The sequence below is a fragment of the Nocardia rosealba genome, assembly GCF_020216065.1.
Lineage (GTDB): Bacteria > Actinomycetota > Actinomycetes > Mycobacteriales > Mycobacteriaceae > Nocardia > Nocardia rosealba.
On sequence record NZ_JAIWNA010000004.1, the window covers coordinates 176,358 to 193,131 of the forward strand.

15 protein-coding genes, 2 tRNA genes and 1 pseudogene are annotated in these 16,774 nt (G+C 67.6%); 12 read left to right on the plus strand and 6 right to left on the minus strand.

Annotated features, from left to right (window positions below; translation table 11 throughout):
• The first annotated feature begins 72 nt into the window (after window positions 1–72).
• Window positions 73–876 (plus strand): Fpg/Nei family DNA glycosylase, encoded by an 804-nt coding sequence (locus LDL21_RS17650; protein WP_225281004.1) that lies wholly within the window; start codon window positions 73–75, stop codon window positions 874–876.
• A 95-nt stretch (window positions 877–971) separates the two neighbouring features.
• On the opposite strand, the gene LDL21_RS17655 is transcribed toward LDL21_RS17650, so the two are convergent.
• Complete coding sequence (locus LDL21_RS17655) at window positions 972–1,928, minus strand: GGDEF domain-containing protein (protein WP_067486965.1); 957 nt, start codon at window positions 1,926–1,928, stop codon at window positions 972–974.
• A gap of 649 nt (window positions 1,929–2,577) precedes the next feature.
• On the opposite strand from LDL21_RS17655, the gene LDL21_RS17660 reads away from it, so the two are divergent.
• The 3 genes from LDL21_RS17660 to fabG all read left to right on the plus strand — a co-directional run bounded on the left by LDL21_RS17660 (window position 2,578) and on the right by fabG (window position 3,559).
• Window positions 2,578–2,648, plus strand: a tRNA-Gly gene (locus tag LDL21_RS17660).
• A 42-nt stretch (window positions 2,649–2,690) separates the two neighbouring features.
• Window positions 2,691–2,767: transfer RNA gene (locus LDL21_RS17665), tRNA-Pro, on the plus strand.
• Between the two features lie 33 nt (window positions 2,768–2,800).
• The gene (fabG, locus tag LDL21_RS17670) at window positions 2,801–3,559 is read left to right on the plus strand and encodes a 3-oxoacyl-ACP reductase FabG (protein WP_067486204.1); all 759 of its coding nucleotides are present in this window, start codon (window positions 2,801–2,803) and stop codon (window positions 3,557–3,559) included.
• A 3-nt stretch (window positions 3,560–3,562) separates the two neighbouring features.
• Here the strand turns inward: fabG and LDL21_RS17675 are convergent, their stop codons facing one another.
• From LDL21_RS17675 to LDL21_RS17685, 3 genes and pseudogenes are all read right to left on the minus strand, one after another.
• Window positions 3,563–3,922, minus strand: a complete 360-nt coding sequence (locus tag LDL21_RS17675; protein WP_181700587.1) for a hypothetical protein — start codon at window positions 3,920–3,922, stop codon at window positions 3,563–3,565.
• Between the two features lie 79 nt (window positions 3,923–4,001).
• A pseudogene (locus LDL21_RS17680) lies at window positions 4,002–4,739 on the minus strand (metallophosphoesterase); the annotation flags it as partial.
• A gap of 78 nt (window positions 4,740–4,817) precedes the next feature.
• On the minus strand, window positions 4,818–7,295 hold the full coding sequence (locus LDL21_RS17685; RefSeq protein WP_225281005.1) for a phosphoketolase family protein: 2,478 nt from the start codon (window positions 7,293–7,295) through the stop codon (window positions 4,818–4,820).
• Between the two features lie 161 nt (window positions 7,296–7,456).
• Between LDL21_RS17685 and LDL21_RS17690 the strand changes: the two genes are divergently transcribed.
• The 5 genes from LDL21_RS17690 to clpX all read left to right on the plus strand — a co-directional run bounded on the left by LDL21_RS17690 (window position 7,457) and on the right by clpX (window position 12,429).
• On the plus strand, window positions 7,457–7,978 hold the full coding sequence (locus LDL21_RS17690) for an FKBP-type peptidyl-prolyl cis-trans isomerase (protein WP_181700581.1): 522 nt from the start codon (window positions 7,457–7,459) through the stop codon (window positions 7,976–7,978).
• A gap of 142 nt (window positions 7,979–8,120) precedes the next feature.
• Complete coding sequence (gene tig, locus LDL21_RS17695; protein WP_181700579.1) at window positions 8,121–9,485, plus strand: trigger factor; 1,365 nt, start codon at window positions 8,121–8,123, stop codon at window positions 9,483–9,485.
• 164 nt (window positions 9,486–9,649) lie between these two features.
• Window positions 9,650–10,225, plus strand: coding sequence for an ATP-dependent Clp protease proteolytic subunit (locus LDL21_RS17700; RefSeq protein ID WP_220139703.1), 576 nt, complete (start codon window positions 9,650–9,652; stop codon window positions 10,223–10,225).
• 45 nt (window positions 10,226–10,270) lie between these two features.
• Entirely contained in the window at window positions 10,271–10,936 is a 666-nt protein-coding gene (locus LDL21_RS17705; protein WP_067486212.1) for an ATP-dependent Clp protease proteolytic subunit, read from the plus strand.
• 212 nt (window positions 10,937–11,148) lie between these two features.
• On the plus strand, window positions 11,149–12,429 hold the full coding sequence (gene clpX, locus LDL21_RS17710) for an ATP-dependent Clp protease ATP-binding subunit ClpX (protein WP_067486214.1): 1,281 nt from the start codon (window positions 11,149–11,151) through the stop codon (window positions 12,427–12,429).
• A 77-nt stretch (window positions 12,430–12,506) separates the two neighbouring features.
• Here the strand turns inward: clpX and LDL21_RS17715 are convergent, their stop codons facing one another.
• Window positions 12,507–13,316: a hypothetical protein gene (locus LDL21_RS17715; protein WP_067486980.1), complete on the minus strand. Its 810-nt coding sequence runs from the start codon at window positions 13,314–13,316 to the stop codon at window positions 12,507–12,509.
• A gap of 476 nt (window positions 13,317–13,792) precedes the next feature.
• On the opposite strand from LDL21_RS17715, the gene mihF reads away from it, so the two are divergent.
• Window positions 13,793–14,107, plus strand: a complete 315-nt coding sequence (gene mihF, locus LDL21_RS17720; RefSeq protein ID WP_019045768.1) for an integration host factor, actinobacterial type — start codon at window positions 13,793–13,795, stop codon at window positions 14,105–14,107.
• 70 nt (window positions 14,108–14,177) lie between these two features.
• Here mihF and LDL21_RS17725 read toward each other — a convergent pair whose 3' ends face one another.
• A complete protein-coding gene (locus LDL21_RS17725) occupies window positions 14,178–15,338 on the minus strand; it encodes an FHA domain-containing protein (RefSeq protein ID WP_225281006.1) in 1,161 nt (386 codons plus the stop codon).
• A gap of 152 nt (window positions 15,339–15,490) precedes the next feature.
• Between LDL21_RS17725 and LDL21_RS17730 the strand changes: the two genes are divergently transcribed.
• Together LDL21_RS17730 and LDL21_RS17735 are read left to right on the plus strand one after the other, a co-directional pair.
• On the plus strand, window positions 15,491–16,132 hold the full coding sequence (locus LDL21_RS17730; protein WP_225281007.1) for a TetR/AcrR family transcriptional regulator: 642 nt from the start codon (window positions 15,491–15,493) through the stop codon (window positions 16,130–16,132).
• The gene (locus tag LDL21_RS17735) at window positions 16,129–16,770 is read left to right on the plus strand and encodes a GNAT family N-acetyltransferase (protein WP_225281008.1); all 642 of its coding nucleotides are present in this window, start codon (window positions 16,129–16,131) and stop codon (window positions 16,768–16,770) included. The genes LDL21_RS17730 and LDL21_RS17735 overlap by 4 nt, the downstream gene beginning before the upstream one ends.
• The last annotated feature ends 4 nt before the right edge of the window (window positions 16,771–16,774 follow it).

The window sequence follows — 16,774 nt, forward strand, 5'->3', positions numbered from 1 at the left end:
AGCCCGTGCCCGGTGAGTTACCCATGTGCTTGCGAGATCAGTTGGTGAGTTCGGATCGAAGGGTGTGTGTCTATGCCTGAAGGGCACACCCTTCATCGCATTGCGCGGCTGCATCAGGAGCGGTTTGCTGGTGGGGTAGTGCGGGTTTCGAGTCCCCAAGGGCGGTTCACCGAGGGGGCGGCGCTCGTGGACGGGCAGGTGCTCGAGCGGGCCGAGGCGTATGGGAAACATCTGCTGCATCACTATGCGTCCGGGTTGACGGTGCATGTGCATCTGGGGTTGTACGGCACGTTCAGCGAGGTGGCATTGCCGATGCCCGCGCCAGTGGGGCAGGTGCGGATGCGGATGGTCGGTGCCGCAACGGGATTCGGTACCGATCTGCGCGGGCCGACCGCGTGTGAGGTGCTGCACCCGCCGGAGGTGGAGGCGCTCACCGCGCGCCTGGGTGCCGACCCGCTGCGCCCCGACGCCGATCACGAGCGGGCGGGTGCGCGGATCCGGCGCTCCCGCAGGGCGATCGGTGCGCTGCTGATGGACCAGGCGCTGATCGCCGGCGTCGGCAACGTATACCGCGCCGAAGTCCTGTTCCGGCACGGCATTTCGCCGTTCCGACCGGGCACTTCGCTCACCGCGAGCGAATGGGACGCGCTGTGGGCCGATCTCGTCGAACTCATGCCGACCGGCGTGGAAACCGGCCGCATGCATGTGGTGCGGCCCGAACACGACACCGGCGCACCGTCCTACGCCAAGTACCGCCCACGCACCTACGTCTACCGACGCCAGGGCGAACCCTGCCGCGTCTGCGGCAGCCCGGTCTCCCACGGCACGATGGAAGCCCGAAACCTGTTCTGGTGCAGCGTCTGTCAGCCCCGCTGACGAAAACACCTCGGCCACGGTCGAAACCGTGGCCGAGGTGCGCAGAGAAGGTCGACTGAGCCCGGGCCGCGAAGTGCAGGCTTCGCGATCCGGACTCAGCCGGCGACCGCCGTTCCCAGTTCGGGGTCGCCCGATTCGGCGAGGGCGAAACGCCGCCCGCCCGCCGATTTCGCCGAATACATCGCGCGGTCGGCGCGACGCAGCAGGTCGGTGAAATCGCACGTCTTTCCCGGTGGGCAGAACGCGGTGCCCACGCTGGCCGACACCGGCACCGGGCCCGCGCTCGACCACACCGGGTCGCGCAGGGCCGCGACCACACGGTGCGCCAGCTCGCTCAGGGTGTCGCGGCGCGGGTTGGCCGCCACGACGAACTCGTCGCCGCCGTACCGGCAGATCACGGTGTCGGGCGGGCACACCTCGCGCAGCCGGTTGGCCAGCTCCACGAGCACCTCGTCACCGATCGCATGTCCGTAGCCGTCGTTGATCTGTTTGAAGCGGTCCAGGTCAACCACCAGCACCCCGACCCCACGGGTCGGGTCGGCGGCGAAGGCACGCACCCGTTCCTGCAGGAGTGTGCGGTTCGCCAGGTCGGTCAGGGCGTCGTGAGTGGCCTCGTGGCGCAGGCGGTGCTGCAGCGCGGCGATCTCCTGCACGCGCAGCGACACCTTCGCCGAGATGTTCTGCTCCTGTTGCGCCAGTGCGCGCTCCTGTAGTGCCTGGGCGTAGCTGTCGATGGCCTGGCTGGCCACCAGCGGCCAGCGGGTCGCCACCAGGGAACCCGGCACCCCCGAGGGGAAACCGAGCAACCAGCGGGTGGCATGGGCCAGCATTCTCGTCCGTTCGAACGGCGCCTCGGCCAGCCGTGCGCCGAGCTTGCGTGCCTGCGGTACCGGGAACGGTTCTGTCCTCGCCAGGTGCAGCAGGCGCTCGACGATCTCGATGAGCACAGGCTCCAGCTGATGCGGTGCCACGGACGATCCCGGTTCGGCACACACCGCGCGGGCCCAGGCGCGGGCCATCGCGGCGACCGGTGGCTCGATGTGTGCGGACATCGACATCACCGGCAGAAGGTGGCGACGGTCTTGCCACCTCGATCGTTCGCACTGCTACGCGGTTGGGTCCGCCGAGTTCGGCACACGCTCACCGCCCCCTTTCCAGATACCCCCGTCCGGCAAAAAGGATCCTAGCAAGCCACTCGAGACTCGAAAGCCGCGTTCTAGAACGCGTTACAGTCTCTCGCGAATGGCGATCGGCTATGACATCGCTACAGCCGCCCGGGCGTTACACACTTCGCGAAAAAACTTTGGAAACACCGAAACGTGCAGCGTGTTGCCCGGTTTTCGGGCGGTGGGCGTGTTGTCGCCATGGTCCCTCCTGGCAAAGGTGTCGCGCCGACCGGTAGAGCCGCCGCGCGCTCTTTTATGGTGGCCTACCCGCCGCCCCCATGCCAGGTTTTCGAGGAAAATTCTCCTTTATATTCCCCCGGTGGAGCAGGCGTCGGTCCCCTGAGACGCAATCACCATCGTGTCCGGTACCCGTGGTCCCGCAATAGGGCCTAAGGGCCCTAATCGGGCGCGGAAAGAAGGGGACTCACCGCAGTGCCGAGGCGTTTCGCGGGGCCGGATTGGCGTTCGGCGCGCGGGATTCGGTACAGTCGTGGCGCACACGACATCGTGGCGATCCCATCGATGTCGTATGCCTGCGGGTGTAGTTCAATGGTAGAACCTCAGCCTTCCAAGCTGATGGTGCGGGTTCGATTCCCGTCACCCGCTCAAACATGACTTCCCTCGACGGCGTGAACCGCCCCGAGGTATCGGGGTGTAGCGCAGCTTGGTAGCGCATCCGCTTTGGGAGCGGAGGGTCGCAGGTTCAAATCCTGTCACCCCGACCATCACGACGAACGCGCCCCGATAGGGTGGCGCGCATGTCCACTACCTCACGGGTCGCGATCGTCACCGGTGCCGCACGCGGAATCGGTGCCGCCGTCGCGAAGAAGCTCGCCGCCGACGGTCACGCCGTCGCCGTTCTCGACCTCGACGAAGCCGCCTGCGCCGACACCGTGTCGGCCATCGAAGCCGCCGGGGGAACCGCACTGGCCGTCGGTGCCGATGTGTCCGACGAAGACGCCGTCGCCGCCGCTGTCGAACGGATCGCAGGCGAACTGGGCGCGCCGACCGTGCTGGTGAACAACGCGGGCGTGCTGCGCGACAACCTGCTGTTCAAGATGTCGGTGCAGGACTGGGACATCGTCATGAACGTGCACCTGCGCGGCGCCTTCCTGATGACGCGCGCCGTGCAGAAGTACATGGTGGAGGCGAAGTTCGGGCGCGTGGTGAACCTGTCGAGCACCTCGGCGCTCGGCAACCGTGGCCAGGCCAACTACTCCGCCGCCAAAGCCGGCATGCAGGGCTTCACCAAGACCCTCGCGTTCGAGCTCGGCAAGTTCGGTGTCACCGCCAACGCGATCGCTCCCGGTTTCATCGAGACCGAGATGACCGCGGCCACCGCCGCCCGCGTCGGCGTCGACTTCGAGGCCTTCAAACAGGCTGCGGCGGCACAGATTCCGGTGAACCGGGTCGGTACGCCCGACGACATCGCCCACACCGCCTCGTTCCTGGTGAGTGAAGGCGCGGGTTTCGTGTCCGGTCAGGTCATCTATGTGGCGGGCGGTCCCAAGGACTGACGGCTACGCGCAGCGGAAACGGAATTCCGCGCGTGCCTCGGTGCTCGCGGTGACCGTGAGCCGCACGGGTTCGGTGTCGGCGAGGGCGCAACCGCCCGGCACCGTCGCCACCCGCGCCTCGTAGCAGCCGTCCGGCAGCGCGACGCTCGCGCTGCCGTCGGCGCCGCTCACCAAGGTGGTGACGACCTCCTCGGCGCCGCAGGCGCGGACCTCGATATCGGCCCGGTTGACCGGCATCGGTTCGGAGCCGGTGATGGCGCGAACAGTGAGTGTCCCGGTTCCCGGCGGCGCCGGATCGGCGCTCGCCACCCCGGCGATCATCAGTGGAGCCAGAACGGACAGTGCGAGCAGACTACGGCGCATGAACCTCTCCTCGTCGATGAGTCGGGTCGTCCGCTGCTGATGGTAGGCCCTAGTCGGGCACCGGTGTGATACCCGCTCGTTCACACCAGACCTGCTCGGCGGGCACCGACAGGGTCTCCAGTTCCGGGTAGCGCAGGGCCGACAGCGTGCCGCCGAACACCACGCCGGTGTCCAGGCACAGCGTGTTGTTGACCCATTGCAACGCCGTGACGGGTGTGTGCCCGTAGACGACCACCGGTGTGCCCCGGTAGTCCTGCGCCCAGTCGTAGCGGATCGGCAGGCCGTGCACGTCCACTTCGCCGGTGGGCGCGCCGTAGAGCGCGAAGGAGCGGGCGCGCCCGGATGTGCTGCCGTGCAGGCTTTCCGGCAGTCCCGCGTGGGCGACGACCAGCCTGCCCTTGTCGAGCAGGTAGTGCCCGGGCAGTTCCCGCAGGAAAGTCTGTGCGGCGGCGCGGAATTCGTCGTCCTCGTCGGCCAGCTGGGCCAGGGACTGCTCGAGCCCGTGCGCGATGCGCACATTGCGGCCGTCGAGGGCGCGCACCAGTTTGTAGTCGTGATTGCCCGCCACGCACAGTGCCGTACGGTCCGCGACCATGCCCATCACCAGCCGCAGCACACCGGGCGTGTCGGGGCCGCGATCGACGAGATCACCGACGAACACCGCCGTGCGACGCTCGGGGTGTGCGGCCGTGACCGGCCTGCCCTTGTCGTCGCGCTCGATGACGTAGCCGAGCTTCCCGAGCAGTGCCTCGAGCTCGGCGCGGCAGCCGTGCACATCCCCGATCACGTCGAAGGGACCGCGCAAGTCGCGGCGGTCACGCGGGAGTATGTCGATACGGCGTTGCTCGGTCATCGCCTCCATCGTCGGCCAGTCGCGACCCGTGCCGCAACCGCGTTACGTCACAGTGGGGACCGACGCCTCCGGCCAGACCCAGTTCGCGACGGCCGGTATATCCTCGCCGTGCTCCCTGGTCCAGCTGCGCGCGGCGAGCCGGGCGTCGACCATCTCCTGGCGCAGACCCGCCGCCCGCGTGCGCAGGCCGGGCACCCGGTCGATCACGTCGAGCACCAGGTGGAAGCGGTCGAGGTCGTTGAGCATCACCATGTCGAACGGGGTGGTCGTCGTGCCCTTCTCCTTGTATCCGCGCACGTGCAGGCCCGCGTGATTGCGCCTGCGATAGGTGAGCCGGTGCACCAGCCACGGGTAGCCGTGGAAGGCGAAGATCACCGGCCGGTCGGTGGTGAACAGGGTGTCGAAATGGGCGTCGGACAGCCCGTGCGGATGTTCCTCGGCCGGCAGCAGCCGCATCAGGTCGACCACATTGACCACGCGCACCCGCAGGTCGGGCAGGCGGTCGCGCAGGATCGCGGCGGCGGCGAGCGTCTCCAGCGTGGGGACGTCGCCCGCGCAGGCAAGCACCACATCGGGGGTGGTGCCCTGGTCGTCGTTGTGCCCGGCCCACTCCCAGATGCCGACCCCGCGCGCACAGTGCACGGCGGCCTCCGGCGCCGAAAGCCAGTCCGGCCCTGGCTGTTTGCCCGCGACCACCACGTTCGCGTAGTGCAGCGAACGCAGGCAGTGGTCGTAGGTGGACAGCAGGGTGTTGGCATCGGGCGGCAGATACACCCGGACGATCTCGGGGCTCTTGTTCACCACCACATCGAGGAAACCCGGGTCCTGATGGGTGAAGCCGTTGTGGTCTTGACGCCACACATGCGAACTCAGCAGGTAGTTCAGGCTCGGGATGCGGCGTCGCCAGGGCACCGCGAGGCTGGCGTCGAGCCACTTGGCGTGCTGGTTGAACATGGCGTCGACGATGTGGATGAAGGCCTCGTAACAGGTGAACACGCCGTGGCGGCCGGTGAGCAGATAGCCCTCGAGCAAGCCCTGGCACATGTGTTCGGACAGCACTTCGACCGTGCGCCCGGTCGGTGACAACGCCACATCCCAGCGCCCGACCTCGGCCTGCCAGTCGCGGCCGGTCACCTCGAGGATGTCCTGCAAGCGGTTGCTGGCGAGTTCGTCGGGGGCGAAGGTCAGGAAGTTGTGCGGGTTGCGAGCGGTGACGTCACGCAGCCAGCCGCCGAGCACCCGGGTCGGTTCGTGCCTGCTCGCCCCCGGCTGCTCCACGGGCACGCCGTATTCGCGCCAGTCGGGTAGGTCGAGATCGCGGACCAGCAGCCCACCGTTGGCCACCGGATTGAGGCTCATCGGCCGATCGGGAATCCGGTCGAGCAGGGCGGGCACCGGCCTGCCCGCTTCGTCGAAGAGTTCCTCGGGCCGATACGACCGCAACCACTCCTCGAGCACCCGCCGGTGCTCCGGGTCGGTGCGCGCCGCGGGCAACGGGACCTGATGGGCGCGGAAGGTGCCCTCGACCCGCTCGCCGTCGACCACCGGGGGACAGGTCCAGCCCTTCGGCGTGTGCAGCACGATCATCGGCCAGCGCGGGCGGGTGGTGTCGCCGTCCTCGCGCGCGGCCCGCTGGAACCCGGCGATCCGGTCGAGGCAGGCGTCCATGGCGGCGGCCATCTTCTGATGCACTCGCGACGGATCGTTGCCCGACACGATCAGCGGTTCGTAGCCGTACCCACGCAGCAGTTCGATGAGCTCCTCGCGGGGGATGCGGGCGAGGATCGTCGGATTGGCGATCTTGTACTCGTTGAGCGCCAGGATCGGCACCACCGCGCCGTCGCGGGCCGCGTTGAGGAATTTGTTCGCGTGCCAGCTGCCCGCGAGCGGGCCGGTCTCGGCCTCGCCGTCACCGATCACGCAGAACACCGTGAGATCGGGGTTGTCCAACGCGGCGCCGTAGGCGTGCAGCAGCGAATAGCCGAGCTCACCGCCCTCGTGGAACGAACCGGGGGTCTCGGGGGCGCAATGGCTCGGGACGCCGCCGGGAAACGAGAACTGATGGAACAAGCGGCGCATACCGTCGGCGTCGCGGGGGATGTCGCGGTAGAGCTCGGCGTAGGCGCCCTCGAGCCAGGCGCAGGCGTTGGGGCCGGGTCCGCCGTGGCCGGGGCCCGCGACGAAGACTGCGTTCAGGTCGCGTGCGCGGATCACCCGGTTCGCGTGCGCCCACACCAGGTTCAGGCCGGGCACCGTGCCGAAATGGCCGAGCAGGCGCGGCTTGATGTCGGTGGAACGCAGCGGCTCGCGCAGCAACGGGTTGCGCATCAGATAGATCTGGCCGACCGCGAGATAGTTCGCGGCCCGCCACCACGTGTCGACCGCGATCAATTCCTCGCCGGTCAGCGGACCTGGGGTCGCGGTGAGTGAATAGGGTTGAGGGGCAATGGATTCGCCTTCGCCTCCGCCGCCCACGTTGTCGGCGGCGGTATCGCCCTCGCTGTTGCTGAGCCGGGTCATCGCTGACTCTCCTCGCACTCGCCTGAGCTGCGGCGTCGCCCGCCGCCGGACTGGTCGGCGCGCCGGAGGACACCCGGCGGCGCCGGTGGAGAAACGCAGTGCCGAGCCTACCGTCGTGCCGGTTCGCGCCGTCGGATCCGCGCTCCACTACTGTGCGGGCCATGGTTTCTCTCCCCAGGATCATCGGGACCGGACTGGTCGCCCTCGCCGCCCTCGCGAGCGCGGCGTGCGGGTCCGACAGCGGAACGGCCGAATCCAAGGCGGCTCCCACCCGCGAATGCATCGCCGAGGACATCAAGGTGGCCGGTGGCTTCGGTGACCCGCCGGAGATCACCATCCCCGACGACTGCACCCCGCCCAAGTCGCTGCTCGTCAAGGACCTGGTGCCCGGCACCGGACCCGGCGCGGTGGCCATGCAGCCGCTCACCATGAACTACGCGCTGGTCACCTGGTCGGACAAGCAGACCCTCGACAGCTCGTTCAAGCGCGGTGCGCCCTTCGACCTGACGCTCGGTGCGGGCCAGGTCATCGAGGGCTGGGACAAGGGCCTGCTCGGCGTGCAGCAGGGTGCGCGCAGGCTGCTCATCGTGCCGCCGGATCTCGGCTACGGCGAGGGCGGCAACGGGGTCGCACCAAACGAGACACTGGTCTTCGTCACCGACGCGGTGCAGGTCGGCAGCTAGCCGCCACCGCAACCAACCGCCGATTGCACGACCGCGCCTGCGGTCAACTACCCTGGTCGGGATGCGTGCGTCCGCACCGACTCAGGGCGCGACGCCCCATGCGGGGGCCACCACCATGAACTACGAACCAAGGAGCATGTCCGTGAAGAGCACCGTCGAGCAGCTGAGCCCGACCCGGGTCCGGATCAACGTCGAGGTGCCCTTCGAGGAGCTGAAGCCCGACTTCGACAAGGCGTACAAGGCGCTGGCCCAGCAGGTGAAGATCCCCGGCTTCCGTCCCGGCAAGGCCCCGGCCAAGCTGATCGAGACCCGCGTCGGCCGTGGCGCCGTGCTCGAGCAGGTCGTCAACGACGCGCTGCCGAACAAGTACGCCGAGGCCGTGCAGGCCGGCGAGGTGAAGGTCATCGGCCAGCCCGAGATCGAGATCACCAAGATCGAGGACGGCGACGAGCTGGCCTTCACCGCCGAGGTCGACGTTCGCCCGGAGATCGCCCTGCCCGACTACTCGGGCATCGAGGTCACCGTCGATTCCTTCACCATCGGCGACGAGGACATCGAGCAGCAGCTCACCTCGCTGCGTCAGCGCTTCGGCACCCTGACCGGTGTCGAGCGGGCCGTGCAGGACGGCGACTTCGTCTCGATCGACCTGTCGGCCACCGTCGACGGCGAGGACGTGCCCGAGGCCGCGACCACCGGCCTGTCGCACGAGGTCGGTTCGGGTCAGCTCATCGAGGGCCTCGACGAGGCCGTCATCGGTCTGAAGGCCGGCGAGTCCGCCGAGTTCACCTCCACCCTGGTCGCCGGCGAGCACGCCGGTAAGGAAGCCGTGATCACCGTGACCGTGCAGTCGGTCAAGGAGCGCGAGCTGCCCGAGGCCGACGACGAATTCGCCCAGCTGGCCAGCGAATTCGACACCATCGACGAGCTCAAGGAAGACCTGAAGGGCCGCGTCGAGCGCACCAAGAAGATCGAGCAGGCCGGTCAGATCCGCGACAAGGTTCTCGACACCCTGCTCGAGACCGTCGAGGTGCCGCTGCCCGAGGCCGTCGTCAAGGCCGAGGTCGACGCGGTGCTGCACGACGCCGTGCACGGCTTCGACCACGACGAGGCCAAGCTGGCCGAGGCGCTCGAGGCGCAGGGCTCCTCCCGCGAGGAGTTCGACAAGGACACCAAGGAAGCCGCCGAGAAGTCGGTGAAGACCCAGCTGCTGCTGGATGCCATCGCCGAGGCCGAGGGCACCCAGGTGGGCCAGCAGGAGCTCACCGAGCGCATCCTGTTCCAGGCCCAGCGCTACGGCATGTCGCCGGAGCAGTTCATCCAGCAGGTGCAGCAGGCCGGTCAGCTCGGCGCGGTCTTCGCCGACGTGCGCCGCGGCAAGGCGCTGGCCGGAGTTGTCGGTCAGGTGAAGGTCACCGACACCGACGGCAACGAGGTCGACACCACCGAAATGTTCGGTGACCCTGCGGAATCCGCCGAGACCGAGCAGGGCGAAGCCGCTGCTGAGTAAGTTCGCGCCGCGTGATTTGATTGCGCTGTGAGCGAAGAAGGGCGGTACCGGGAGTTCGGTGCCGCCCTGTTTCGTTAGTGTTTGAGACGACGACGAACCGTAGGCCGTTTGCAATCGGTGAGAAGAGAAGGCAGGTATCCGTGACAATCAACCAGGCAGGGGTCATGACAGCCGCTACTGCTGGTCTCAACCTCAGTGATTCCGTGTACGAACGGCTGCTGCGCGAGCGCATCATCTTCCTGGGCACCCAGGTCGACGACGAGATCGCCAACAAGATCTGCGCGCAGATCCTGCTGCTCTCGGCCGAGGACGCGACCAAGGACATCTCCCTCTACATCAACTCCCCGGGTGGTTCGGTCACCGCGGGCATGGCGATCTACGACACCATGCAGTTCGCCGAGTGCGACATCAGGACCGTCGCGATGGGTCTGGCCGCGTCGATGGGTCAGTTCCTGCTCACCGCGGGAACCAAGGGCAAGCGTTTCGCGCTGCCGCACACCCGGATCATGATGCACCAGCCGTCGGCGGGCATCGGTGGTTCGGCCGCCGACATCGCGATCATGGCCGAGCAGTTCGCGCACACCAAGCGCGAGCTCAACGAGCTGCAGGCGCTGCACACCGGCAAATCGGTCGAGCAGGTGACCGAGGACGCGGACCGCGACCGCTGGTTCACGGCGAAGGAAGCCCTCGAATACGGCTTCATCGACCACGTGGTCAGCCACGCGAACCAGACGAAGTAACCGCCGCCGCGCCCCGACACACTCGACTCGACCCTGGAGACAACCATGGCCAATCTGATCGACCCGCGCGCAGGCCTCGGTGGCGCTGCTGCCGCCAACCCGCAGTCGCGCTACATCCTGCCTCAGTTCACCGAGCAGACCTCGTTCGGCGTCAAGACCTCCGACCCGTACAACAAGCTGTTCGAGGAGCGCATCATCTTCCTGGGCAACCAGGTCGACGATGTCTCGGCCAACGACATCATGGCCCAGCTGCTGGTGCTGGAGTCGCAGGATCCCGACCGTGACATCACCATGTACATCAACTCGCCCGGTGGCTCGTTCACCGCGCTGATGGCGATCTACGACACCATGCAGTACGTGCGCCCCGACGTGGTGACGGTGTGCCTCGGCCAGGCGGCCTCGGCCGCCGCCGTGCTGCTGGCCGCCGGTGCCCCCGGCAAGCGGGCCGCGCTGCCCAACGCGCGCATCCTGATCCACCAGCCGTCCTCGGGCGGCGTGCAGGGTCAGGTGTCCGACCTCGAGATCGCCGCCGCCGAGATCGAGCGGATGCGGCGTCTCATGGAGGTCACGATTTCGCGGCACACCGGCAAGTCCGAGGAGCAGGTCCGCAAGGACACCGACCGCGACAAGATCCTGACCGCCGAGGAAGCCAAGGAATACGGCATCGTCGACCAGGTCTTCGACTACCGCAAGCTCAGCGGACAGAAGTGACACGCCCGGGTCCGTCGTCTGCTACCCGGCGGCGGACCCGGTTTTCTGCTACAACCCAACACATCGAACATGCGCGAGTTGTCGACCTGGCTCGCGCACAGCAGGTACGGTCGACTCAGGGACCATTGCTCTGATTGTCGGCACCGAAACGTATTCCGGCCCAATCGGAGGACGAGGGTCGCACTCGGACATAGGAAGTAGGGACCTACGAGATGGCGCGCATCGGAGACGGCGGCGATCTGCTCAAGTGCTCGTTCTGCGGAAAGAGCCAGAAGCAGGTCAAGAAGCTCATTGCGGGCCCTGGGGTCTATATCTGCGACGAGTGCATCGATCTCTGCAACGAGATCATCGAGGAAGAGCTGGCCGAGTCGAGCGAGGTCAAGCTCGACGAGCTGCCCAAGCCCTCGGAGATCCGTGATTTCCTCGAGAACTACGTGATCGGCCAGGACACCGCCAAGCGGACCCTCGCCGTCGCGGTCTACAACCACTACAAGCGCATCCAGGCGGGCGACAAGGGTCGCGACAGCCGGGGTGAGGCCGTCGAGCTGATGAAGTCGAACATCCTGATGCTCGGCCCCACCGGTTGCGGCAAGACCTACCTCGCGCAGACGCTGGCCAAGATGCTGAACGTGCCGTTCGCCATCGCCGACGCCACCGCGCTCACCGAAGCCGGTTATGTCGGTGAGGACGTCGAGAACATCCTGCTCAAGCTCATCCAGGCCGCCGACTACGACGTGAAGCGCGCCGAGACCGGCATCATCTACATCGACGAGGTCGACAAGATCGCCCGTAAGAGCGAGAACCCGTCGATCACCCGCGATGTCTCCGGTGAGGGTGTGCAGCAGGCGCTGCTGAAGATCCTGGAAGGCACGCAGGCGAGTGTGCCGCCCCAGGGCGGACGCAAGCACCCGCACCAGGAGTTCATCCAGATCGACACCACCAACGTGCTGTTCATCGTGGCGGGCGCGTTCGCGGGCCTGGAGAAGATCATCTCCGACCGCACCGGTCACCGGGGTATCGGTTTCGGCGCCGAGGTGCGCTCCAAGGCCGAGGTCGACACCGACGACCACTTCGCCGACGTGATGCCCGAGGACCTGATCAAGTTCGGTCTGATCCCCGAGTTCATCGGCCGTCTGCCGATCGTCGCCTCGGTGACGAACCTGGACAAGGAATCGCTGGTCAAGATCCTCTCGGAGCCGAAGAACGCGCTGGTCAAGCAGTACGTTCGCCTGTTCGAGATGGACGGTGTGGACCTCGAGTTCACCCCCGACGCCCTCGAAGCGGTCGCCGATCAGGCCATCCTGCGCGGCACCGGTGCGCGTGGTCTGCGGGCGATCATGGAGGAAGTCCTGCTGCCGGTGATGTACGACATCCCGGGCCGCGACGACGTCGCCAAGGTGGTCGTGAACGCCGACACCGTCACCGAGAACGTCCTGCCGACCATCGTGCCGCGCAAGGCCCAGCGCACGGAGCGTCGCGACAAGTCGGCCTAGGCCGTCCCCGAACACCACAGCGCCCGCCGGATCCGATCCGGCGGGCGCTGTGCTGTGTGGTGAGTTGTCGCGGTCGCTCAGTTGTCGCGGAAGGAAGGCGCCGCCGACACGATGTCCTCGTCGTCCTCGGCGGGGATCTCGGCCGAGGCACGGGCGATGGCGGTGCTGTAGCGCGCGCTGGCGGCATTGTGGATGAGCAGGGCCACACCGATCATCACGGGGGCAACCGCGTGCACGGCGGCGTCGTACCAGTTGCCCGCGCTCAGATGCGGGTAGGTGTTGAGGGCGATGGTGAGTGCGAGCAGGAACCCCTCGGCGACGAACACCTGGGTGCGGTTGCCCATCACGCCCCACTCCGAGACCCGGGTGGTGCCGATCATGATGATGACCAGGCAGACGCTGATCATCGCCTCCAGGCCGAAACTCGCCCAGAACAGCGGGTCGCTCGGGCCGCCGGGGGCGATGTTGTGCTGCACGTTCACCGCCGACCACAGCATGCCCGCGATCACCACGCCCGCCAGTGCGCGCAACGACCAGGTCCGGTGCTGGTAGAGGGAGGCCAGCCGGGCGCGCGGGTTGGATTCGCGGCGCTGCGCGGCGATGGCCTTGCGGGCGAGCATGAGGTCGGCCATCTCGGCTCGTTCGAGCTCGGCGGTCGTCTCGCGCAGGCGGTCGGCGTGCGTCGAAGCGGCTTTGATCTGCTTCCAGCGCTGATCGCGCTCGTAGGTGCGGATCTTCTCGGCCAGCTCGCGTTCGGCGCGCAGTTCGTCTTCCGAGAGCGCGTCGGTCAGCGCCGGGTCGGATTGATACGTGATGCGTTGCCGGGCACGTTCCACCCGGACGGGCAACGCGAGGACTTCGTCATCGAGCGGGTGTTCCTCGCGCATCGCAACTCCAGTGTGCAAAAGGGTTCGCCTGGTCGCGTCATTGTTGCGCATCGAGGCGCCCGAGGCACATCCGAGGTCCGGGTCGATCGAACATGCGGATGCCGGAAACTTCTGGCGCACAACTGTGTAGGTGTTTTCAGAGGCCTTCGTGGACACGGTGACGAACGATTCGCATCGTTCGCGCCCGGTTGCCGAGGAGCTTCTTTGATCCTCCGTGGTTCGCCGTTGAACCTTTGTCCCGTTCAGTGCTTCTGTTGATGATGTCGCTACCGGTCACCAGCGTGTTACCTGGTGTTCGGAAACCTTCATTTCGTCCGTTTCGTCCGCCTTGCAGGGCGTTCACCCATTAAGACGGGCTCACCTCGCAAAACTCATCGGCGTATCCTCGCGGTGTGTCGGACTGATGCTGCTGATTTCGTGCTGTTTACTCGGTCCGTCAATCAGATGTTCGAGTGACGAGTGGAAGCGGAGGAGACATGGCACTGCCTACGATGACCGCCGAACAGCGCACCGAGGCGTTGGCCAAAGCGGCTGCCGTGCGCAAGGCGCGCTCGGAACTGATCGGCAAGGTGAAGGAGGGCAAGGTCACCGTCGCCGATCTGCTCAAGAAGGCCGACAGCGACGACCTGGTCAAGAAGACCAAGGTCGCGGCCGTGATCAAGGCGCTGCCGGGCGTTGGCCCGGTGAAGGCGGCCAAGCTGATGGATCAGGCCGAGATCCCCGAGGATCGTCGTATCGGTGGTCTCGGTGCACGCCAGCGCGCGGCACTGCTCGACGCCCTCGAGGCCTGAGCCGGATCGTGATCCGGCGCCCGTGGTGCACCACGCACGGGCGTCGGGATGGTCTCGGGCTCGCCGGAGCTCAGACGCAGTAGGTCAGCAGGAAATCATTGATACGCAGGCGCCAGCCCGGCTGCAGCTCGATCGGGAGGGTGCCCACCCGCGACCAACGGTCGCTGTCGGGGGCGGCGAAATAGGTGCCGGAGGTGGCGGGCGCTTCGCGAACGAACACCTTGCCCCGGTCGGGATCGACGAAGGCATGAACCCGCGAGACCAGCCGATCGCGTTCGATCAGGATCGGCGTGGCCGCGGACTGGCGAACGGAATTGTCGCCAGAGGGGTTGCGGCCAAGCACATATGGCCGGTCGAGGGGATAGCTCATTCCGTCCTCGGTGACCAAGGCGCCCCGCGGACTGGTCGAATTGCCCAGGTGCTCTTGGCTTTTGCGCAGCCCCACGGGCTCGGCGCGCTTGGCGGCATCGATCGCCTGTGACCACGCCAGCGGTGCGTGCGTGGCGGGAGAATTGCGCGGACCGGTGCTCACAGTGGCGCCCTCACCGGAATCGGGCCGACCACCCACGCTCACGGTCTCACCCTCCGGAATGCTCGTCACCGGCTCGTCGGCCACGGCGAAACCACTGGTCGACGGCTGTGCCGAAACGGGCTCGGCCTCGCTGCGCGGGCGCACCGCCTGGAAACCGGTGGCCTCGGTGGGTGGCGGTTCGTCGATCGCCTCCACCCGGCGCGGTGCGGGCCCGCGACGACGGCCCAGGTTGAGCACGAAACCGTTGCCGTTGACGATGCCCGCGCGTAGATCCGTTCGCGGGTTGGCGCTGGTCGGGTCGGCCATCTCGGCGCCGATGGCGATGCGGCGCACCGGTTCGCGAATGATCTCGTCGACCCAGGTGAAGGCGCGGTCCCCGGCCAGCCGGCGGTTGCCCTCGGCGCCGGAGACCTCCGCGATCACGGTGCCGCGCAACAAGATCAGGATCCCGTCGGCGGTGGGGGCGAGAACACCGAACGGTGGTGGCGCCGACGCGCCACCGAACACCACCCCGGCCAGCCGCTGGGCGAGTGCCGCACCGGGTGCCGAGGCCGTGGTGTTGAGCGCGACGGTCTCGACCGCACCGAGTAACCGGTCGGTCGACGGTGTCTCGCCGGCCAGATAGACCACGACATCGCCGAACCGAGCGACGATTCCGGTACCGGGCACGATTGCCACGGTGGACGAATGCGCGCGCATCAACGCCTCCTTGTCGGACGGGGTCACTGCCAGCATAGAGGGACACGGCGGGCTCGGAAGCGGGTTGTCGCAGGCTTCGCAAACTGACCGGACGGTCTCGCGAACATTGTTCGTCGCAAACGACGTTCGGGTGGCGAGTAGGATTACCTGCCATGAATGCCGCACCCGTCAGTCGCCGGGCCAGACCGGCGAAAGCTCCACTGAGTCGTGACCTCGTCATCGAGACCGGATTGCGCATCCTCGACTCCGAGGGATCGGCCGCGCTCACCATGCGCCGGGTGGCGCAGGAACTCGATACCGGTGCCGCCTCGCTCTACGTCTACGTCGCCAATCGCGACGACCTGATGACGGGCATGCTCGACCACGTCCTCGCCGCCGTACCGACACCAACCCACGGCGACTGGCGCGAGCGCCTGGAAACCCTCGTCACCTCGGCCGTCGACGCGCTCGGCCGCCACGAAGGTCTCGCGCTCATCGCGTTCGCCCGGTCCACCGGTCGCGCGCTCGGGCTGATCGAGCAGTTGCTCGGCCTGCTGCGCGAGGGCGGGCTCGACCCGGCCAGGGCCGCCTGGGCCGTCGACCTGCTGTACCCGCACATCACCGCCGCGGCCGCCGAGCGGGCCGTCTACGACGACACGACCGTCTCGCGCCGCCTCGCCGACCTGCCCGCCCGGCGCTACCCGAACATCACCGCCGTCCGCGAGCACCTGGCGGGCGACGCCGCCGCGCGCACCCGGTGGGCACTGAACGCGCTGCTCAACGGCATCCTCACCACCCCCGTGGAGGTGCGATGACCGGCCTGGAGCACGTACCCGCGCTGGTTACCCGGACCGGCTACTCCATCGAACCGGGCGACTCCGTTCGGCGCCGCGAACCGATCCGGGTCGGTGAACTCGGCCGGCCGGGTGGGCCGATCCGGCTCGCTCGCGAGCGCGATATCGCCGCGCTGCAAGAGATCGAACGTCGCGCCGGTGCGCCGTTCGCCGAGATCGGCATGGTCGCCGTCGCCGAGGACGAGCCGCCGTCGGCGGAACTACTGTGCGAGTTCCTCGTCGGCGAACGCGCCTGGGTGTGGCCGGATGCGCAGGACCAACCGATCGGCTACCTGCTGCTCGGCATCGTCGACGGGCAACCGCACATCGACCAGGTGTCGGTCGACCCCGCCTACTCCGGTCTACGGATCGGCAAGAGCCTGATCGACCACGCCGTCAGCTGGGCGAAATCCCGCGGCCTGCGCGAACTCACCCTCACCACCTTCACCGAGGTGCCCTGGAACGGGCCCTATTACGAGCGGCTCGGCTTCACCTACATCCCCGTCGACGACGAACCACCTGGCCTGCGCGCTGTGCGCGCCGAGGAATCCGCCAACGGCCTCGACGAATGGCCGCGAGCGTGCATGCGCGTCGATCTGACGAGCTGGGTGTACGACTGAACCG